The sequence below is a fragment of the Nocardia sp. NPDC047654 genome, from assembly GCF_043205035.1.
GTDB lineage: Bacteria > Actinomycetota > Actinomycetes > Mycobacteriales > Mycobacteriaceae > Nocardia.
In genome coordinates, this window is the sequence record NZ_JBIDDF010000015.1 from 94571 (window position 1) to 115549 (window position 20979).

At 70.7% G+C, this 20979-nt stretch carries 17 protein-coding genes; 13 read left to right on the forward strand and 4 right to left on the reverse strand.

The features are described from left to right. The first annotated feature begins 385 nt into the window (after window positions 1-385). From ACGF7Y_RS28905 to ACGF7Y_RS28920, 4 genes are all read left to right on the forward strand, one after another. A complete protein-coding gene (locus ACGF7Y_RS28905; RefSeq protein WP_393239105.1) occupies window positions 386-2830 on the forward strand; it encodes an AAA family ATPase in 2445 nt (814 codons plus the stop codon). Between the two features lie 7 nt (window positions 2831-2837). Continuing rightward, a complete protein-coding gene (locus ACGF7Y_RS28910; RefSeq protein ID WP_393239108.1) occupies window positions 2838-3326 on the forward strand; it encodes a hypothetical protein in 489 nt (162 codons plus the stop codon). Between the two features lie 116 nt (window positions 3327-3442). Beyond that, complete coding sequence (locus tag ACGF7Y_RS28915) at window positions 3443-3832, forward strand: YchJ family metal-binding protein (RefSeq protein ID WP_357125102.1); 390 nt, start codon at window positions 3443-3445, stop codon at window positions 3830-3832. 18 nt (window positions 3833-3850) lie between these two features. Continuing rightward, entirely contained in the window at window positions 3851-4126 is a 276-nt protein-coding gene (locus tag ACGF7Y_RS28920) for a SelT/SelW/SelH family protein (RefSeq protein WP_040869283.1), read from the forward strand. A gap of 15 nt (window positions 4127-4141) precedes the next feature. Here ACGF7Y_RS28920 and ACGF7Y_RS28925 read toward each other — a convergent pair whose 3' ends face one another. Beyond that, complete coding sequence (locus tag ACGF7Y_RS28925) at window positions 4142-4369, reverse strand: zinc ribbon domain-containing protein (protein WP_393239111.1); 228 nt, start codon at window positions 4367-4369, stop codon at window positions 4142-4144. A gap of 118 nt (window positions 4370-4487) precedes the next feature. Between ACGF7Y_RS28925 and ACGF7Y_RS28930 the strand changes: the two genes are divergently transcribed. From ACGF7Y_RS28930 to ACGF7Y_RS28960, 7 genes are all read left to right on the forward strand, one after another. After that, the gene (locus ACGF7Y_RS28930; RefSeq protein ID WP_393239114.1) at window positions 4488-5624 is read left to right on the forward strand and encodes an ROK family protein; all 1137 of its coding nucleotides are present in this window, start codon (window positions 4488-4490) and stop codon (window positions 5622-5624) included. 168 nt (window positions 5625-5792) lie between these two features. Beyond that, window positions 5793-6836, forward strand: a complete 1044-nt coding sequence (locus ACGF7Y_RS28935; protein WP_393239117.1) for an ABC transporter substrate-binding protein — start codon at window positions 5793-5795, stop codon at window positions 6834-6836. Window positions 6837-6864: 28 nt separating this feature from the next. Further along, a complete protein-coding gene (locus ACGF7Y_RS28940) occupies window positions 6865-7713 on the forward strand; it encodes an ABC transporter permease (protein WP_393239120.1) in 849 nt (282 codons plus the stop codon). Then, complete coding sequence (locus ACGF7Y_RS28945; protein WP_393239123.1) at window positions 7689-8411, forward strand: ABC transporter ATP-binding protein; 723 nt, start codon at window positions 7689-7691, stop codon at window positions 8409-8411. Before ACGF7Y_RS28940 ends, ACGF7Y_RS28945 begins: the two co-directional genes overlap by 25 nt. Before the next feature lie 12 nt (window positions 8412-8423). Then, window positions 8424-9770, forward strand: a complete 1347-nt coding sequence (locus ACGF7Y_RS28950; protein ID WP_393239126.1) for an LLM class flavin-dependent oxidoreductase — start codon at window positions 8424-8426, stop codon at window positions 9768-9770. Further along, entirely contained in the window at window positions 9767-13540 is a 3774-nt protein-coding gene (locus tag ACGF7Y_RS28955) for an ABC transporter ATP-binding protein (protein WP_393239129.1), read from the forward strand. Before ACGF7Y_RS28950 ends, ACGF7Y_RS28955 begins: the two co-directional genes overlap by 4 nt. Window positions 13541-13746: 206 nt before the next feature. Next, window positions 13747-15342 (forward strand): carboxylesterase/lipase family protein, encoded by a 1596-nt coding sequence (locus tag ACGF7Y_RS28960; RefSeq protein ID WP_393239132.1) that lies wholly within the window; start codon window positions 13747-13749, stop codon window positions 15340-15342. A gap of 202 nt (window positions 15343-15544) precedes the next feature. On the opposite strand, the gene ACGF7Y_RS28965 is transcribed toward ACGF7Y_RS28960, so the two are convergent. From ACGF7Y_RS28965 to rfbD, 3 genes are all read right to left on the reverse strand, one after another. Further along, window positions 15545-16624, reverse strand: coding sequence for a sugar phosphate nucleotidyltransferase (locus tag ACGF7Y_RS28965; RefSeq protein ID WP_063053916.1), 1080 nt, complete (start codon window positions 16622-16624; stop codon window positions 15545-15547). Between the two features lie 44 nt (window positions 16625-16668). After that, window positions 16669-17565, reverse strand: a complete 897-nt coding sequence (locus ACGF7Y_RS28970) for a glycosyltransferase family 2 protein (protein ID WP_040869272.1) — start codon at window positions 17563-17565, stop codon at window positions 16669-16671. 80 nt (window positions 17566-17645) lie between these two features. Continuing rightward, a complete protein-coding gene (gene rfbD, locus ACGF7Y_RS28975; RefSeq protein WP_393239135.1) occupies window positions 17646-18515 on the reverse strand; it encodes a dTDP-4-dehydrorhamnose reductase in 870 nt (289 codons plus the stop codon). Between the two features lie 242 nt (window positions 18516-18757). On the opposite strand from rfbD, the gene ACGF7Y_RS28980 reads away from it, so the two are divergent. Further along, a complete protein-coding gene (locus ACGF7Y_RS28980; protein WP_393239309.1) occupies window positions 18758-20182 on the forward strand; it encodes an LCP family protein in 1425 nt (474 codons plus the stop codon). 3 nt (window positions 20183-20185) lie between these two features. Beyond that, the gene (locus tag ACGF7Y_RS28985) at window positions 20186-20908 is read left to right on the forward strand and encodes a TIGR03089 family protein (RefSeq protein ID WP_393239138.1); all 723 of its coding nucleotides are present in this window, start codon (window positions 20186-20188) and stop codon (window positions 20906-20908) included. Window positions 20909-20979 lie beyond the last annotated feature (71 nt).

Genomic DNA, 20979 nt, shown 5'->3' on the forward strand with positions numbered 1-20979 from the left:
GTTGACCGGATTTCTACCGCAGCGCACCGACAAGTGCCGCCACCGGTGCCCGGCCGCGCGCGGAACGGCTTGTCCCGGCGCCGTATTCGCCACCCGAACGAATCTTGCGCCGATCGTGGCGCTCTGGCATTCTGTCCTGTTCGGCTCGACCGAGCCACCCGGAACGGGTGTTGACACCATCGAGCTGCCCGCCGGGGTTGGCGAGGGGTGGACATCGAGACGCGGCGCAGGCGTTTCGATGACCATATCCATCCCCGCGGGCAGATTCGCCTGGGTGCGGTGGGCGATCCCGATGCCATCGGGTAGCGTTTCGCACAGCTTCGACAGGCGCCGCGCACGGGGTCGGAGGACGTGTGGCGGCTCGATGGTGGAGGGGATTTTTCGCATGCGCCTGGGTCCCGACGCTGTCCAGGCCGCCGGCTCCGCGGACGTGCCGCCCCGGCTCTCGGAGGTGGTCACCCGGCGCCTCGCCGAGGATCCGGCGGCGACTCCCTCGGTCACGCGGACCGTGCTGCGCGCCCTCGGCGCCGCCGAATCGGACGACGCGGCAACGGCGTTCGATCACTCCGGGATCTTCCTGAGCGCCATCCGGGTGCGCGGATTCCGCGGCATAGGTCCCGAGACGACGCTACAGCTGCCGCCGGGTCCGGGTCTCACCCTCGTGGTCGGCCGCAACGGCAGCGGCAAATCCAGTTTCGCCGAGGCCGCCGAATTGGCGCTGACCGGCGGGAACCGCCGATGGGACGGGCGATCGGCGGCCTGGCGGGAAGGCTGGCGCAACCTGCACGACGGCACGGCCGCCCGGATCGAGCTGGAGATGCTCACCGCCGGTGGCGCGCCCCGGCTCACCATCACCAAGGAATGGGCGGCCGACGCCGACCTGCCGGACGCACACTGGACCCAGCGGTATCCGCCCGCGGCGCCCACGGATTTCGACATGGACCGGTGGACGGCCCAGCTCGAGCTCTACCGCCCCTTCCTGTCCTACAGCGAACTCGGCGCGCTGGTGGACGGGAAACCGAGTGATCTGTTCGACGCGCTGCATCAGCTGCTGGGCCTGGACGAACTCACCTTGGCGCAGGAACGGATCCGGATGCGCCGCCTGGAACTGGAACGCGCCGTGCGGGATTCGCGTCAGGAACGACTGGAACTGCTGGAACTGCTCGCGTCGGTGGCCGACGACCGCGCGATCCGGGTGGCCGGGTTGCTGCGGCCCGCCCAACCCGATCTCGCCGCGGTAGGTCGCGAAGTGCTGGGCGTGGTGGACGATCCGGCCGGGCCGGACGGCTTGCGCGCGATCGTGCGGCTCGCGCTGCCCGACGACGCCGAAGTCGACGCGGTGGCCACCCGGCTGGAAGCGTGTGGCGCGGCCCTCGCCGAGGGCACGACCGCAGACGCCGAGTCCGATCTGCGCCTGCTCGAACTGCTGCGCAAAGCCCGCGAGCACCAGGCGGCGAGCGGAGCATGTCCGTGCCCGGTATGCGGCCGCGGCGCATTGGACGAGACGTGGGTGCGCGAGACCGATGCCGCCATCGAGCGACTCGCCGCCCGGGTGGACGCGCTCACCACCGCCCGCATCGAACTCGGCGACGCCGTGCGCGCCGCGCGGGCGCTTCCCGACCTCGTGCCGGCCGAACTGGATTTCGACCCGCGCAACCCTCCGTCGGTCGACACCACGGCGGTGCGCGAGGCCTGGGCGGAGTGGGCCGCGCTGACCGCCACCGAATACACCCCGGACCTGCCCGGCAGGCTGCGCAGCGCGCACGCGCGGCTGGTCGGCGAGCTCGACCTGCTGCAGAAGGGTACCCGCAAGGAACTCGACCGTCTGGACGAGGTGTGGACGCCGCTGGTGCCGCGGATCGTGGCCTGGCTGGAGGGCGCGCGCGAGGTGGCCGCGCACGCGGCGGAACTGCGCACGGTGAAGAAGGCCGAGGACTGGCTGAAGTCGGCCACCGCGGGCCTGCGCGGCGAGCGCATGACGCCGCTGGAGACGACGGCCCGATGGGTGTGGCGCACGCTGCGGCAGCAGAGCAACGTGGAACTGGGCGCGATCCGATTGCAGGGCAACGCGGGCACCGCGCGCCGCGTGCTGCTCGACGTCACCGTGGACGAGGTGGACGGCGCAGCTCTCGGCGTGATGAGCCAGGGTGAGTTGCACGCGCTCGGTCTCTCGCTGTTCCTGCCGCGAGCCACGGTGGAGCAGAGCCCGTTCCGCTTCGTCATGATCGACGACCCGGTGCAGGCGATGGACCCGGCCAAGGTGGACGGCTTGGCCCAGGTGCTCGCCACGGTGGCCTGGACCCGTCAGGTGGTGGTCTTCACCCATGACGAGCGCCTCGCCGAGGCGGTGCGGCGGATGCAGCTGGACGCGACCGTGCTCGAGGTGCAGCGGCGCGACCGCTCGGTGGTCGAGGTGCGGGTGTCCAGCGATCCGATCCGCCGCTATCTGGACGACGCCCGTGCCTTGGTGCGCACCCCGCAGCTGCCCGCGGCGATCGCCGACGAACTGGTGGCCACGTGCTGCCGTTCCGCGGTGGAGGCGGCCAGCCTGGCGAGGGCGCGGCGCACGCTGCTTGCCGCGGGCATGAATCACCGCGAGGTGGAGCGTCACATCGATGCCGCGCAGTCCACCAGGGCGAAGGTGGCGCTGGCGGTCTTCGGGGTCGGCAGCAAGGTCGACGATCTGAACAAGAACCTCATCGCGGCGGAAGGACGGTGGGTGGTGGACGCACTGCGCGACGCCACGGCGGGCGCGCACGTGCCGATCGGGCGCGACATGCGCGAGTTGATCGGCGAGACCGAGAAATTCGTCGCGTGGCTGGCCCGGTGAGGTGCCGATGAGCGGTCGGCGTCGGCCGGTCGGCGCACGTCGCGGCCCCGCGGGCGGCGGCCGCGCGTCCCGGCCCGGGCAGCGTGGGCGCAACGACGGAGCGCACCGGCCGCGCGGGAATCGGCCGTCGGTCGCCGAGCGGCTGGAGACAGTCGATCTGCTGCTCGCCGGATCGGTGACCGACGCGGGCGGGCTGTGGTCCCGGGCGACGGCCTGGATTCTGCGGATCGCCTTGGAGCAAGCCGTGGACGAATTGTGGCTGCGGCTGGCGCCACCGCTGGTCCGCTGTCCGATGCGGGCGCAGCTGATCGCGCTGCGCGCCTTCGCGGGCCCGGACGAGGCGGCGCGCGTGGCCGTGCTCTGGGCGGCGCTGTCGCGCGCCGCGCACCACCACGACTACGAGCTCGCGCCCAGCGTCACCGATCTGCGGCGCTGGCGGGAGCAGACCGTCGCCCTTGCGGCGGATCTGGCGGCGGTGCAGGCGCGCCGGGATTGACCCGGCGATCATGTCCGGCGGCAAGATCGGCCGGAACCGGCACGATGGAGCGGATCAGGACAAGCGGTGTCGAACGTGACCATGGACGGCGCTGCTCGGACCGGAAAGGACGTGGCGTGAGCGGAGCACGGCGCTGCCCCTGTGGGCGTGGCGAGGCCTTCGACGACTGTTGTGGTCCGGTGCTTCGCGGCGAGCGTCCCGCTGCCACCGCCGAAGCGTTGATGCGCTCGCGCTACACCGCGTTCGCGGTGGGAGATGTGGCCTACCTGCTGCGTTCCTGGCATCCGCGGACGCGACCGGCCGATCTGACCCTCGACCCCGCCCAGCGCTGGCTGTTCCTCGAAGTCACTCGGACCGACCGCGGTGGCCTGTTCGACGACACCGGAACGGTGGAGTTCGTCGCGCACTACCGGGACGCGGGCGGTCGCGGCGCGCTGCACGAGGCCAGCCGATTCGCCCGGTCCGATGGCGCCTGGGTCTACCTGGACGGCACGCACGCCGACTGACCGGTAGCGTCGGCGGGCATGGCACGCGTCGCGATCGAGTACTGCACCCAATGCCGCTGGCTGCTGCGGGCGAGCTGGATGGCGCAGGAATTGCTCAGCACGTTCGCCACCGACCTGGACGAAGTCGCGCTCCGGCCGGGTTCGGGCGGGATCTTCCGGATCACCGTCGACGGCGAGCAGATCTGGGAGCGCAAGACCGACGGCGGCTTTCCCGACATCGCGGTGCTGAAGCAGCGGGTGCGCGACCGGGTGGCACCCGAGCGCGACCTCGGCCACGCCGACCGGCGCGACTGAAACCGCGCCGGGAAGTCAGCCGCAGCAGCCGCCACCGCAGCAGCCGCCACCCGCAGGCGGCGCCGCCGGACTCGGCGCTGGCGCGCCCCCGCCGCCCCGGGAGACGGTGGCGAAGGTGGTCAGCAGTTTGACCGTGTCGTCGTGGCCGATCGGGCAGGTCGCGGGCGCCGACGCCTCGGCCATCGGGCGGGAAACCTCGAACGTGTCGCCGCAGCTGCGGCACCGGTAGCTGTAACTCGGCATCCGCTCAGTTTAAGCGCCGCGCCGCGCTGCGTTCGGATCGGACTGCGCCGAAATCTTCGCAGCCGCCCACCGCGTCCGTACCGTGGCTGGGCAGCGCGGCGATGAAGAGGTGACGGTGATGGCGGACGGCAGCGCGGGAGCGGTACTCCGAGCATTGCTCGAGCTGGGGCCGGCTCCGCGCAGCTCGATCGCCAGGCACGCGGGAATCTCACCCGCCACGGTGACCTGGCAGACCCGCGCGCTGCTGGAGGCCGGCCTGATCGTCGAGCTGCCCGAGACCGCAGGGGCCTCCGGAATCGGGCGGCCGCACAGCCCGCTGGCGCTCGACACCGCCGACAACGTGGCCATGGCGGTGCACATCGCCGCCACCCACACCACCATCGCCGTGGTGGACATCGGCGGCACGCTCCGGCACACGACAAAGGTGCCGCACCCCACCCACGCCCCGTACGACATCCTGGCCACCGCCGCCGCCGAGGTGAGCCGGGTCCGTGACGAGGCGGCGGGCCTGCGGATCGTCGGACTCGGCGTCGCGGTCGGCGGCCGGGTCGACCGGACGGCGGGGTCGGTCGTGGATCACTCGTTCCTGCGCTGGCGCGATGTGCCCGTGCGCGAATATCTCGCCGCCCGTACCGGACTGCCGACCCAGCTCGACAGCCACACCCGCGCGTTGATGCACGCCGAGCAGCTGTTCGGCCGCATGGGCGCGACGGCGAGTTCGGTGGTGCTGTTCGTCGGAAACGTGATCGATGTGGCTATCGCGGTGCACGGACAGGTGCACTACGGCCCGAGATCGGGTGCTGGTTCGATCGAGACGCTGCTCGGCCTCGGTGCCGGGAAGAACGCTGGGCCGCAGCAGGTTTCGTCGCTGAACGACTACTACTCCGATCACGCGCTGCTGGAGCGCTGTGGTGTCGCGTCGACCATGCCGGACCTGGTTGCCGCCGCGGCCGAGGAGGCGCCCGCGCGTGCCCTGTTCTTGGAACGGGCCCGCGAGCTCGGCCGGGTCGTAGCGGCGCTGATCGATCTGCTCGACCCGGAATCCGTGGTGATCGTCGACCGCGGTCGCAGCGTCGCCGGTGTGCACGAGGCGTATCTCGCCGCGGTCGAGCAACATTCGCTGCTGTGCGCCGACGCGGCCGAACTGGTGGTCGGCTCGTCGTTCGAGGGACGAGTCCTGGAGATGTCCGCGGGCGCCGTGGTGCTGCACGGGCTCTTCCACACCCCGCTGCGCGCGCTGGAGGCGGCCGTTTGACTCCGACTTATTTTAAGTAGAACGAATATTGACGTCCGGCGTGGGTATTCGGCAGAGTTCTTTTATGAAAGAAATGCATCACACCATCGCCGGAACCGGGTCGCAACAGCGGTGTTGTCCGGGAACGAAATGTCCCCGAATACACCGGATTCGACCCAGGAAATCACCGTGCGCAATTCTCTCCGGCGATTAGCACTCGTCACCTCCGCCGCCGCCCTGCTCGCCGTTTCGTGCGCCACCGATGAGGGTGGCGACACCGATCTGAAATCCGCTCTGCCGACCAGCGTCCCGGCGGGCACCTCGCTGTCGGTCGCGGTCCGCACCACACGCGTCGCGCTGGAAGCCTCCGGCGAAACCGGCAAGCTGCCGTTCACCGTCTCGGCATGGCCCGCCGTTCAGGCGGGGCCCGACGTCATCCAAGCCTTCCGCGGCGGTTCCGTGGATGTCGCGACCAACGCGGGCATCCCGCCCATCCATGCTCACGCGACCGGTCTCGAAGCCAAGATCGTCGGTGTCAAAGTCCGTGATGTTCCGAACTATCAGCTGGCCACCGCTCCCGGCGTCACCATCGGCTCGATCCAGGAGTTGCGTGGCAAGAAGATCGGCTTCTCGCCCGGTCAGGCCCAGGGCGTGGTGGTGTTGCGCACCCTGCGCGCCGCGGGCCTCGGCCCGAACGACGTGCAATTGGTGGAACTGAACAGCCCCCAGTTCCTCACCGCGCTGCAGGGCAGGCAGATCGACGTGGCGCCGCTCGGCGAGCCGTCGCTGACCAAATACCTGGAGAAGTACCGCGGGCAAGGCGCCACGGCGGTGGCCACACCCGCGGTGGACGCACTGACCGTGCTGTGGGCGCCGACCGCAGTCCTGCGCGACTCCGCGAAACTCGCGGCCGTGCGACAATTCGTCGATTTCTGGGCGCGCGGCGAAGTCTGGGCCTGGGAGCATCCGGAGGAATGGATCTCGTCCTACTACGTGAAAGATCAGGAAGTCTCCGCCGCGGACGGCCGCCGCATTCTGGAGACGACACCGAAGCCCTATTTCCCGGATAATTGGGACAAAGCGATCGCGTGGGAGCAGGAAACCGTCGACCTGCTCACCGGCTCAGGTTATTTCGGCAAACCGTTCGATGCGAGCCAACTGTTCGACCGTCGCTTCGAACGCGCCGCCGCCGAGGCGGTGCCCGCGAACTACCGCACCCAGGACAGCCGGTGAACGGCCGCCGCACAACCCAGGAGTCGCCATGACCATCGCACTGACTCGCACCGTAGCGGTGCCGCCGTCGCGGACCGACGGCTTCGTCGAACGCAGGCACTTGCGCAGGCTCGGGCTACGCAAATCCGTGCCGTTCGCCCGGATGCTCGGCGTGGCAGTGGTTCTGGCCCTCTGGGCGGCCGGTGCGCACTTCGGCTGGCTGGACGAACGCAAGCTCTCGGCGCCGTGGACCGTGCTGGAAACGGGCTGGGATCTGCTGGTGAACGGCTCGCTGGCGCAGAATGTGGCCGCCTCGCTCCAGCGCGCGGGCATCGGCCTCGGCATCGGCGTGCTGGTCGGCACGACGCTCGCCCTGATCGCGGGTTTGTCCCGGTTCGGCGAGTCGCTGGTGGACGGCCCGATCCAGGTGAAGCGCGCGATTCCCAGCCTCGGCCTGATCCCGCTGATGATCCTCTGGCTCGGCATCGGCGAATCGTTCAAGATCGTGCTGATCACCCTCGGCGTGGTGGTCACCATGTACATCCAGACGCACGCCTCGCTCACCACCATCGATCAGCGGCTGGTGGAACTGTCGGAGGTTCAAGGTGTTTCACGAGGCGTGTTCATCAGGAAGGTCGTCGTGCCCGGATCGCTGCCGGGATTCTTCCTCGGCCTGCGGCTCTCGGTGACCGGCGCGTGGCTGGCGCTGATCGTGGTCGAATCCGTCAACGCCATCGACGGGCTGGGCAAGATGATGCAGAACGCCCAGAACTACGGCCAGGCCGACGTGATACTGGTCGGCCTCGCGGTCTACGGCACCTTCGGCCTGTTGTCCGACGCGGGCATCCGGCTGCTCGAGCGAAAGGTGCTGTCGTGGCGACGGACGATCGCGGGTTAGGCGTACAGATCCATGGACTCACCAGGGGTTTCGGTGCACGCACCGTGCTGGACGGCCTCACGCTGACCATCCCGGCGGGACAGTTCGTCGCGCTGCTCGGCCGCAGCGGGTCGGGCAAGAGCACCCTGCTGCGCGCGCTGGCCGGGCTCGACTACGACGTGACGGGGTCGGGGACGTTGCGGGTTCCCGCCAAGACGTCGGTGGTGTTCCAGGATTCCCGTCTGCTGCCGTGGCAGCGGGTGCTGGCGAACGTGCTCTACGGCCAGCCGCGGTCGCGCAAGGCCGCGGCGGTGCGGGTGCTCACCGAGGTAGGTCTCGCCGGACGTGAACGGGCGTGGCCCAACCAGCTCTCCGGCGGTGAGCAGCAACGAGTCTCGCTGGCCCGCTCGCTGGTGGGCGAGCCGGACCTGCTGCTCGCCGACGAGCCCTTCGGCGCGCTCGACGCGCTGACCAGGATCAAGATGCACGAACTGCTGCGGGCGCTGATCCGGCGCCGCCGCCCGACCGTGCTGCTGGTCACCCACGACGTGGACGAGGCGATCGCGCTCGCCGACCGGGTGCTCGTGCTCGACGAGGGGCGCATCACGGTCGACCTGCCGGTGGACCTGCCCCCCGAGCGTGACCCGAGCCTGCCCGAATTCCAGCGCGTGCGCCGCGCATTGCTCTCTTCGCTGGGCGTCGCCCCGGCCGCTGTCTGAAAGGACCCGACCATGTCCGGTAAACAACTCCACCTCAACGCCTTCCTGATGTCGGTGGGACACCACGAGGCGGCCTGGCGGCTGCCGGAGAGCGATCCGTACGCGCACACCGACATCGACTATTACGTCCAACTGGCCCGCACCGCCGAACGGGGCAAGCTGGACTCGATCTTCTTCGCCGACAGCCCCGTGCTGATGGGCGATCCCGGACGCAGGCCCAGCGGCAAGCTGGAGCCGACCGTGATCCTCACCGCCGTGGCCGTGCAGACCAGCCGGATCGGCCTGATCGCCACCGCGTCCACCAGCTACAACGACCCCTACAACCTGGCGCGCCGGTTCTCCTCGGTGGACTGGGTGAGCAACGGCCGGGTCGGCTGGAACATCGTCACCACCGCGGGCGCCGACGCGGCACGCAACTTCGGCCTGGACGACACCCCGGACCACCAGCTGCGCTACGAGAAGGCCGCCGAGTTCGTCGAGGTGGCTACCAAGCTGTGGGACAGCTGGGACGACGACGCCATCGTCGCGGACAAGGCCCTCGGCATCCACACCGACGCGAGCAAGGTCCGCAAGATCGGCCACCACGGCGAATTCTTCAAAGTCGACGGGCCGCTGAACGTGCCTCGCTCGCCGCAGGGGTATCCGGTGCTGGTGCAAGCGGGCTCGTCGGAGGACGGCAAGAACTTCGCCGCCCGCTACGCGGAGGCGGTGTTCACCGCGCAGCAGACGCTCGAGGACGGCAAGGCGTTCTACACCGACCTCAAGCGGCGCGCGATCGCGTTGGGCCGCGATCCGGAGACGATCAAGATCCTGCCCGGCATCGTGCCCGTCATCGGCGACACCGAGGAGCAGGCGCGCGAGCTCGACGCCGAGCTCGAGCGACTGATCTCGCCGGAGTACGCGCGCCGCCAGCTGGCCGCGCACTTCGAGTTGCCCATCGAGCAACTCGATCTGGACAGCGAGCTGCCCGAGGATCTGCCCACCGAGGACGAGATCCAGGGCGCCAAGAGCCGGTTCACGCTTATCGTGAATCTCGCCCGGCGCGAACGGCTCACCCTGCGTCAGCTGATCGGCCGGCTCGGCGGCGGACGCGGCCACCGCACGTTCGCGGGCACGCCCGAACAGGTGGCCGACACGATCGAGCACTGGTTCCGGGAGGGCGCCGCCGACGGATTCAACATCATGCCCGCCGTGCTGCCATCCGGACTGGAGCGCTTCGTCGACCAGGTGGTGCCGATCCTCCAGCGGCGCGGGCTGTTCCGTACCGAGTACACCGAGACCACCCTGCGTGGGCACTACGGCCTCGCCCGGCCGGCCAACCAGTACGAAAGCGTGGACACGCTCGCGGTCGCCCGATGAGTTCGGGGCAAACGGATCCGTCCCGGCGGGGATGGATCCGGTACCTGACGCGCCGCTGTCTCGAGCACCGCCGCCTGGTGGGGGCCGCGGGCGCCGGTGCGCTCGCGGCCGCGTTGCTGACGGCGGTGCTGCCCCTCGTCGTGCGCCACGTGGTGGACACGCTCACCACGACGGCGGCGTCGGTGGCGCCGTGGGTGGCGCTGCTGCTGGTGGTCGGTGTGGCGCGGTTCGGGTCGTCCTTCACGCGGCGGGTGGCGTCCTCACAGTTGTCGCTGGGCGTGCAGCACGATCTGCGCCGAGATCTGTTCGCCGCGCTGCTGCGGCTGGACGGCCGCGAGCAGGCCGAGCTGCGGACCGGGCAGGTGGTCAGCCGGGCGATCACCGACGTCACGCTGATCCAGATGTTCCTGCAGCTCATCCCCATGGTGGCGGGCAATATCGTGCTCCTGGCCGGTGCGCTGACCCTGATGACGCTGATGTCGCCCACGCTGACGGTGATCGCGCTGCTGGTGGTGCCCGCCTTGTGGATCATCACCCGGCGCAGCCAGCGGAAACTCTTCCCGGCCAACTGGGACGCGCAGGCCAGCGCCGCCGAGGTGGCCATGCGGGTGGAAGCGGCCGTCGCCGGGGTGCGGGTGGTGAAGGGGTTCGGCCAGGAACGGCACGAACTGGACGGGCTGGCGGCCCAGGCGCGGGAGCTGTACCGGTCCCGGTTGCGCGTCGCGCGGATCACCAGCCGGTTCACCCCGGCGATGCAGGCCGTGCCCGCGGCGGGACAGGCACTGATCCTGATCGCCGGTGGGCTGCTCGCGCTGTCGCAATCCATCACGCTGGGAACTTTTCTGGCGTTCATGACCTATCTCGGCTCGTTCGTCAGCCCGATCCGGCAGTTCGCCATGCTGCTGACGGTCAGCCAGCAGGGCAAGGCATCGCTGGATCGGGTGCGCGAGGTGATCGAGGCGCCCGCTCCGGGCGAACGTCCCCAGGTGGGCGCGGTGCGCGGCGATGCGCCGCCGCGCGTCGAGTTCTGCGACGTCGGTTTCGGTTTCGACCGCACGCGGGTGCTCGACGGGCTGGAACTGACCGTCGAGGGGGGCGAGACCTTGGCGATCGCGGGCGGCGCGGGCAGCGGCAAATCGACATTGGTGCAGCTACTGCCGCGCCTGACCGACCCGGAGGCCGGGGCGATCCTGTTCGACGGCGTCGACATCCGCTACCTGGCCGACGCCCGCGACCAGGTGGCGATGGTGTTCGAGGACACCCACCTGATGGCCGACAGCATCCGGGCGAACGTGGCCTACGGTCGTCCCGCCGCCACCGACGAACAGGTCTGGCACGCCTTGCATCTCGCGGCGGCCGACGAGTTCGTCGCGGCGCTGCCCGAGGGACTCGACACCAGGATCGGCGAGCGCGGGCAGCGGCTGTCCGGGGGGCAGCGCCAGCGCATCGCCCTGGCTCGCGCGCTGCTCACCGACGCGCCCATCCTGGTCCTCGACGACGCCACCTCGGCCATCGACGCGCAGGTCGAGGAACAGATCTACGCCAGGATCGCGGCGGAGATGCGCAGCCGCACCACCATCGTCGTCGCACACCGGCTGTCCACCCTGGCGCTGGCCGACCGGGTGGCGGTGCTCGACGGCGGGCGGGTCGCGGAACTGGGCACGCTGCGCGATCTGCAACGCTCCGGTGAGCTCTTCCGCGCGTTGTTCACCCCGCCGGAGGTGACCGGAATCGGCGTGGACGCGGGCCTCGCCCGGCCCGAGACACCGACCTCACCGCTGTGGGTGGAGCCCGCCGGGGACGACGACGACGGCGCCCGGACCCTGGAGCAAGTGGCGAAGGCGTTCTCCCAGCGCGCCGCCGGTGCGCCGACCGGAGTCGGCCGGGCGGCGGGCCCGGGGATGCTGGCCGCCGCGCCGCCCAGTGGTGACGTGCAGGAGCTGATCGACCGCCTTCCCCCGCCGACCGGTGAACCCGAGGTTCCCGAATCCTTCTCGCGCACCCCCGACCCGGAGTTCTCGCTGCCGCGGCTGCTGCGGCCGTTCGCGCTGCCGCTGCTGGCCGGACTGGGTCTGGTGGGGCTGGATGCCCTGGCGCAGGTACTGATTCCGTTCCTGGTGCGCTACGGCATCGACCACGGCGTCCTGGCGGGCGCGCGCGACGTGCTGCTGGTCGCGGCGGCGCTCGCGCTGGTCGTGGTCGCGGTGGACTGGGCGATCAGCGTCGCGCAGGTGCGGGTCACCGGGCGCGCGGGCGAACGGCTGCTGTACGGCCTGCGAGTCAAGGCCTTCGCGCAGTTGCAGCGGCTGGGGTTGCAGTACTACGAGCGCGAACTCGGCGGCCGGATCATGACCAGGATGACCACCGATGTCGACGGGCTCTCGGCGTTCCTGCAGACCGGCCTGGCCACGGCGCTCACCAGCACGGTGACCATCGCGGGCGTGGTGATCGCGCTGCTGGTCATCGATGCCCGGCTGGCGCTGGTGGTGCTGGCATTGCTCCCGGTGCTGGTGATCTCGACGGCGGCGTTCCGGCGCGCGTCGGTGCCCGCCTACAACCTGGCGCGCGAACGGGTCAGCACCGTCAACGCCTACCTGCAGGAGAACGTGGACAACATCAAGGTGACCCAGGCCTATCGGCGCGAGGAGCGCAACCGGGCCGAGTTCGAGCGCCGGTCTTGGGACTACCGCGACGCGCGGCTGCGCAGCCAGGTGCTGATGGCCGTGTTCTTCCCGTTCGTCGAGTTCATGTCCGTGGTCGCCACCGCGGCGGTGCTCGCGGTGGGCGTGCACCAGGTGCGCGAGGACGTGCTCACCGCGGGCACGCTCATCGCGTTCCTGCTCTATGTGGACCTGCTGTTCACCCCGATCCAGCAGCTGTCCCAGGTCTTCGACAGCTACCAGCAAGCCGTGGTCGGCGTCGATCGGCTCGGTGAGCTGCTGCGCACGCCCGTCGCCACCCCGGACGCCGCCGACGCGCGTCCGGTGACCCGCTTGGACGGCGCGATCGAGTTGCGCGGCGTGGGGTTCACCTACGAAACCCGCGGCAAGCCGGTACTCTCCGGCGTCGACCTGCGGATCGAGCCGGGGCAGAAGGTGGCTCTGGTCGGCGAGACGGGTGCGGGGAAGTCGACGCTGGTGAAGTTGCTGGCCAGGTTCTACGACCCGACCGAGGGCGCGGTGCTGGTGGACGGCGTCGACGTGCGCGGCTACCGCTTGCGCGACTACCGCAAGCGGCTCGGCGTCGTCCCGCAGGAGCCGTTTCTGTTCGGCGAGACCGTGCGCGCGGCCATCGCCTACGGCAGGCCGGAGGCCACTCCCGCCGACATCGAGTGGGCGGCGCGGGCGGTCGGCGCGCACGAGATGATCGCCGCGCTGGAGCATGGGTACTACCAGCCGATCGGTGACCACGGGCGCAGCTTGTCGGCGGGCCAGCGCCAGTTGCTCGCCCTGGCGCGAGCCCAGCTCGTCGAACCGGACATCCTCATTCTGGACGAGGCCACCGCCTCGCTGGATCTGGCGACCGAGGCCAGGGTGCGGGCCGCGGTGGACGTGCTCACCGCCGGGCGTACGACCATCGTGGTCGCCCACCGTCTCGCCACCGCGGCGGACGCGGACCTCATCGCGGTGGTGGGCGAGGGCCGGCTGTTGCAGACCGGCACGCACCGGCAGTTGCTCACCGAGGCCGGTCCCTATCGCCGACTGTGGGCGGCCTATGTCGGCGACGACCCGGCCCCGGTCGGAGACCGGGAATCGGAGGCCGCGACCTGATCGTGCAGAGCTGCTGGGCCGGGAGAACAGAGCATTCCGCCGGCTATCGGGTGCGGCGGCCGGCGCGGTGACCGATTCGACACCGCGGCTGGGACAGGGGCCTGAACAGCGGATGAATCGGAGGCGACGCGGCGATGTCCCGGCAACGCGACTCGACATGCTGATCTTCGACGTACTCTCGAAAAAGAAGTATGAGGAGGTCGGCGATGCGTGCTCAATTCTCCGAGGCGGTGCCCGGTCCCGACGGTTCCGCCGAGCCCATCGCGCGAACGGTGCACGGCGACGTACGCGGCGTACGCGAGGGCGCGGTGTCCGTCTGGCGCAGCATCCCGTATGCCGCCGCCCCCGCCGGACCGGCCCGGTTCGCGCGCCCCCGGCCCCCGCAGCCGTGGGACGGAGTGCGCGACTGCACCGCTTTCGGGCAGATCGCGCCCCAGACGATGGGCACCATGGTCCCCATCGACTCGGGCCTGACCATGGGTGAGGACTGCCTGTGGCTCAACGTCTGGTCACCGCGGCCCGAGACCGGCGATCCCGCCCGGGTCGCGGAAACCGAACCGCGCCCGGTCATGGTCTGGCTGCACGGCGGAGCGTACTGCCTCGGCACCGCGGCGCAGCAGATCTACGACGGGCGCAAGCTGGCCGCGAACGGCGACGTCGTGGTCGTGAGCGTCAACTACCGGCTCGGCGCGCTCGGCTTCCTCGACCTGTCCTCGCTCGGCGACGACTTCGCGCCGAACCTCGGCCTGCACGACCAGATCGCCGCACTGGAGTGGGTGCGCGAGAACATCGCCGCGTTCGGCGGCGATCCCGGCGATGTCACGCTCTTCGGCGAGTCCTCCGGCGCGGGTTGCGTCACCGCGCTGCTCACCGCGCCGCGCGCGGCCGGCCTGTTCCACCGGGCGATCGCGCAGAGCCCGCCCGCGACCACGGTGTTCGGGCCCGAGCGCGCCGCGACGGTGGCGCAGCGCTTCCTGGAGCTGATCGAACTGCCCGCGACTAGGGCCGAGGAACTGCTTGAATGCCCGATCGACCGGATCGTGGCGGCGGCGGGCGTCCTGCTCGACGAGATACCGCTGAAGGAGCCGGGCAGGCTGGCGGCCGCCCCCGTGGTCGACGGCGATCTGCTGCCGACCTACCCGATCGACCGGTTCCAGCGCGGACAATCGCACCGGGTGCCGTTGATCATCGGCACCAACAAGGACGAGGCGTCGCTGTTCCGGCTGCTGCGCTCGCCGATCATGCCGGTGACGCCGGACGCGGTGAACGCGATGCTGCGTGACGTCGCCGCGGGCCACCCGGAGATGTCCGCGGAGCGGATCGCCGAGATCACCTCGGCCTACCCGGACCTGAACAAGGCACGCGGCGCGCTGGCGATGTCCACCGACGCGGCGTTCCGGATGCCCGCGCACTGGGTGGCCGACGGTCATGCCGAGCACTCGCCCACCTGGATGTACCGCTTCGACTACGCCACCCCGATGTTGCGGGCGGCCCGGGTCGGCGCGGGTCACGCCACCGAATTGCCGTATGTCTTCGGCAATTTCGGCACGATCAACCGCGACCCCACCTTCTGGCTCGGCGGCCGCAAAGCGGCCACGGAGGTCTCCGGGCGCATGATGCGCCGCTGGCTGGCCTTCGCCACCCACGGCGTCCCCGCAGCGCTCGACGGCTCCAAACACTGGCCGCCCTACCTCCTCGCGGACCGCGCCACCCTGCTCATCGACAGCGTCGATCGCGTGGTCGAGGATCCAGACCGCGACCTGCACACCGCCTGGGGGCAACAGGCCGTCGGCTTCTCCTGACCGGCGACTTCTCGCACCGTCGCGTGCGTGGTGTCAGACGGCGTGTGCGGCCCGGGGCAAGCGAAGTCCGTGGCGCGTCGATCCTGGTAACCCTGCGCGCGGCGCAAGCCACATGTTCGGTCGACCGCCGCCTCCCGAAGCCGCACGCCTGCGGCCCGCATCAGCCGGACGATCGCCGTGGGCGCGGCGAGCGGAACGCGCCTCAGACGTCGGTGGAGAAGCGGATGCCGCCGTCGGGAATCACCACACCGGGCCAGACGCGGGCTCCGCGCAGCAGTTCGCAGCGGGCGCCGATGTGCGCGCCGTCCCCGATGACGCCGTCGCGGACGAGCGCCCGCGGGCCGATGCGCGCCCCGAACCCGATGATGGTGCGCTCGACCGTGGCGCCCGCCTCGATCACCGCGCCGTCGAAGACCACCGCGCCGTCCAGGCGCGCGCCCGCGCCGATCTCGGCGCCGCGGCCGACGACCGTCCCGCCGATGAGCACCGCACCCGGCGCGACGCCCGCGCCGGGATGGACCAGCGATTCACCGCGCTGACCGGGCAGGGCGGGGGAGGGCGCGATGCCGCGGACCAGGTCGGCGGAGCCGCGCACGAAGTCCTCGGGAGTACCCATGTCGCGCCAGTAGGAAGCGTCGACGTACCCCTGGAGGCGGGCGCCCTCGGTCAGTAGCGCGGGGAACACCTCGCGCTCCACCGACACCGGGCGCCCGGCCGGGATCTTCTCGATGTACTCGCGGCGGAAGACGTAGCATCCGGCGTTGATCTGATCGGTCGGCGGATCCTGGGTCTTCTCCAGGAACGCGGTGACCCGGCCGTCCTCGTCGGTGGGCACGCAGCCGAACGCGCGCGGGTCGCTGACCCGGACCAGGTGCAGCGTCACGTCGGCGCGGGTCGACTCGTGGGTGTCGAGCACCGCGCCGAGATCGGTGCCGCCCAGCACGTCGCCGTTGAACACCATCACGTTGTCCGCGCGCAGCTTGGGCAGCACGTTGCGGATGGCGCCGCCGGTGCCGAGCGGCTCGGTCTCGGTGACGTACTCGATCTCCAAGCCGAGCTCGGAGCCGTCGCCGAAGTGCTCCTCGAACACCTCGGCCTTGAACGACGTGCCGAGCACCACATGGGTGATCCCGGCCTCCGCGATGCGGGCGAGCAGATGGGTCAGGAACGGCAGCCCGGCCGTCGGCAGCATCGGCTTGGGCGCCGAAAGGGTCAGCGGGCGCAGCCGCGTTCCCTGCCCGCCGACCAGGATCACCGCGTCGGTGCCTGCATTTCCTGCCATCAAGCTCCCCTGTTCACAAGGTCGTTTCTCGCCTGCGCCGCCGGTTACCCGGCGTCGCGCGCCTGCTGGCGCAGGGCAGATCGAACCGCAATCCGCGAGCGGATCGCAAGTCCGGCCCGCAACGCCAGCCGCAGCGGAGCCTGCCACCAGTGCGGATGCCGGTCGGCCTGGAACCGGTAGGCGCTGGCGTGATGGGCGGGCAGCATGACCTCGGGATGGCGGCCCGCCGCGTGGCCCTTGGCATGGGTCACCTCGGCGTCCGGCACGAACACGTTGTGCCAGCCCGCCTTGCCCATCCGGTCGCCGAAGTCGACGTCCTCCATGTACATGAAGTAGCGCGAGTCGAAGCCGTCGATCGAGTCGAACGCCGCGCGCCGTACCAGCAGGCACGAGCCGGACAGCCAGCCGACGGCCCGCTCGGAGATCTCCTCGTTCTCCTGCCGGTACCGGCGGGTCCAGGGGTTGGACTTCCACACCGTGCCCAGGATCGCGTGCCCGGCTCCGTCGAGCAGGCCGGGCACCCGGCGGGCCGACGGGTACACGCTGCCGTCCGGCTCGAGCACCAGCGGCCCGAGCGCACCCGCGCGCGGCCAGCGCTTGGCGGCGGCGAGCAGCTTGTCGATGGAATCGGTGCCCCAGCGGATGTCCGGGTTGGCGATCACGATGAACTCGATGTCCGGATCGATCTCCGCGACCGCCCGGTTGATCGCGCCGCCGTAGCCGATGTTGCCGCCGGTGCGCAGGAGACGCACGTGCGAATTCGCCTCGGCGGCCAGCTCCGGCACACCGTCCACCGACCCGTTGTCGGCGAGGATCACCTGCGGTTTCTCCGCGGTGGCCCCGGCCAGGGTGCTGATGAAGTGCTCGAGGTGCTCACCCGGCGAGTAGGTCACCGTGACGACGGCCAGGCCCGCGGGCGCCGCGGAATCGGAATCACTCACGACAGGCAACTCTAATGGGCGCAGCCGGACTCCGTTCGCCGATGGCCCGTCCGGGGCCGCGGCGAAGGCGGAGGTACGCGCTAGCCGGACCGTCGTGCCAGCGCGTCCCCCAGCGCGGTCCGCCAATCCCGCAGCGGACGCAGCCCGGCATCGTTCCAGGCCCGCGGCGACAACACCGAATACGCCGGGCGCCGTGCGGGTCTGGGAAAAGCGGACGAGTCGCACGGGCGGACACGCCCCGGATCGGCGCCGATACCCGCGAACACCGCGCGGGCGAGCTCGAATCGACTGGCCTGCCCCGCATTGGTGGCGTGCACCACCCGGGGGGCGTCCGGCCGGCCCGCCAGTTCCAGCAGCGCGGCGGCCAGATCGGCGGCGTAGGTGGGCGAGCCGACCTCGTCGTCGACCACGTCGACGGTGTCGCGTTCCCGCTCCAGCCGCAGCATGGTGGCGACGAAATCGCCACCGCGCCCGGTGTATACCCACGCGGTGCGCACCACGTGCGCGTCCGGGCAGCGGTTGAGCACCGCTTGTTCACCCGCGAGCTTGGACGCTCCGTACGCCGACGTCGGCCCCGTCACATCCGTAGTGTCGTACGGCCGATCCTGGGTACCTGGAAAGACGTAATCGGTGGACAGATGGATCAGCCGGGCACCGAGGTCGGCGCAGACCTCGGCGAGCACGGCCGGTCCGGTGGCGTTGCCCGCGTACGCCGCTTCGGCTTCGGTTTCGGCCCGGTCCACGGCGGTGTAGGCGGCGCAGTTCAGCACCACGTCGCCGGGCGCGAGTACCGCGCGCACGGCGACGGGGTCGGTGATGTCGAGTTCGGCGCGCCCGTAGCCGCTGGCGGCCGGAGCCAGACGCAGCAGTTCCCGGCCCACCTGTCCGTGCGCCCCCGTGACGACGAGGCGGACGGAGACGGCGGACTCGGGCGCGGTGGGGTCGGTCACGGGCGCAAGTCTGGCACGCCGCCGATTGCGCGGTTGCGGCCGTTCGCGATAACCGTTCGATAGCCTTGAGCTATCGGGGATCCCGAAATCGGGCGGGGCGAGCGGTAACCATGGTGGCGGATCGGTTGCGCACGCGTCGCCATGACACCGAGTTTCGGCGAGAGGATTGGGACTTGTCGCAGCGGAGGGGCACATCGGCGTTGTCGCGGACGAGGGGATCGCGCGACCGGTCCTTCGGGCCGCTGCGCTCGATCGCGGTAGCCGCCGCCGTGATCGTGCTGGCGCTCACCGGCTTCGCCTGGCGCAGCGTGGATGCGCTGGTCGCCGACATCGAGCGCCTGGGCGATCTCGGTCTCGGCGGTAATCGCGACGGCGCGGTGGACATCTTGCTGGTCGGTGTGGACAGCCGCACCGACGCACACGGCAACCCCCTGTCGGACGCCGAGCGCGCGATGCTGCACGCGGGCGACGAGGTCGGCACCAACACCGACACCATCGTGCTGCTGCGCGTGCCGAACGACGGGCGCTCGGCGACCGCCATCTCGATCCCGCGCGACTCCTACGTCAACATTCCGGGCCTGGGCATGGGCAAGATCAACTCGGCCTACGGCGCGACCAAGGCGACGCAGATCCAGAAGCTCACCGATCAAGGGGTCTCGGCCGCCGACGCCGATCGGCAGTCCACGCAGGCGGGCAGGCAGGCGCTGATCAAGACGGTGGCCGGGCTCACGGGCATCACCGTCGACCACTACGCCGAGGTCAGCCTGCTCGGCTTCGCGCTGCTCACCGACGCCGTCGGCGGGGTCGAGGTGTGCCTGAAGAACCCGGTGGACGAATGGATGTCCGGCGCACGGTTCCCCGCGGGACGCCAGCGCCTGGACGGGCCGCGAGCGTTGAGTTTCGTGCGCCAGCGTCACGATCTGCCGCGCGGCGACATCGACCGCATCGTGCGCCAGCAGGTGTTCATGGCCCAGCTGGTGCAGCAGGTGCTCAGCGCGAAGACGCTGGCCAATCCGCTCAAGCTCCAGCAACTCAGCGACGCGGTGGGGCGCACCATCGTGCTGGACGAGGACTGGGACGTGCTGGCGTTCCTGCAGCGGTTGAAGGATCTGTCCGGCGGCCGGGTGAAGTTCGAGACCATTCCGGTCGCCGACCTCAACGGAGAGACCGGCAACGGCGAATCCGTGGTCAAGGTCGAGCCGAAGGCGGTCCGGTCCTATATCGCGTCGCTGGTGGGCGACGCTCCGGCCCCGCGGACCGCCGAGCCGGGCTTCGACCCCGCGACGGTGACCGTCAGCGTCTACAACGCGGGCGGCGTCGGCGGACTCGCGGCCGAGGTGGCCCAGGCCCTGAACACCAAGGGATTCCGTCAAGGCGTGGTGACCAACTACAGCGGCAACCGCGTGACCAGCAGCCGGGTGCTCGCGGCGGACACTTCCAGCCCGAAGGCTCAGGCGGTGGCCAAGGCGCTCGGCGGCCTGGCGGTGCTCGCGGATCCGGCGCTGTCCCCGGATTCGGTGAGCGTCGTGCTGGCGAGCGACTATTCTGGTCCGGGCTCATCGGCGAGCCGGGTGTTCGATCTGTCCGGAACGTCGACCGCGGCCACGCCAGTCCCACCCGCTCCACCGATCGACGCAGGCCAGAACGGACCGAAATGCGTGAACTGAACCATGCGTGATAACGACCAGGCACACACTCTCACCGAAGCGGTACTCGATCCGATCCTCGCCCGCGAACCCGCGGGCCCGCGGGTCACCTACTACGACGACGCCACCGGAGCGCGCATCGAGCTGTCCGGCGCGACGCTGGCGAACTGGGCGGCCAAGACCGCCAACCTGATTCGCGACGAGTTCGGCCTGAGCCCAGGGGCCCGGGTCGCCGTCCTGCTCCCGGCGCACTGGCAGACCGCGGCGGTGCTGCTGGGCTGCTGGTGGGCGGGTACCGAGGTGGTGCTGCGCCCCGACGAGGACGCCGATCTGGCGCTGGTCACCCCGGATCGCCTGGACGACGCCGACGGCGCGGGCGAGGCCGCGGCGCTGTCGCTGGACGCCATGGGCTCCCCGGTGCGCGACCTGCCGATCGGAGTCACCGACTTCGCCACCTCGGTACGCGTGCACGGCGACCAGTTCCTGCCCCGCGGCGCCGGTGTCGCGCTGGACGGCATGCCGGTCTCCGAGGTGCTCGCCGAAGCGCGGAAATCGGCTATGCGCCAAGGCTTCGCCGAGGGGGACCGGGTGCTGTCCAGCACGCCATGGGACACACCGGCCGAACTGATCGACGGATATCTCGCGGTGCTCGCCGCGGGCGCCTCGCTGGTGCAGGTGGTCAACCCCGATCCGGCGTTGCGTGACCGGCGCATCACCTCGGAGCGGGTCACCGCGCAGCGCGGCTGAGCGGCTCCTACCACGGTATAACCGCCGAATCCGACCTGAGTACGTTCCACAACCCGGTGGCGTTCCGTACG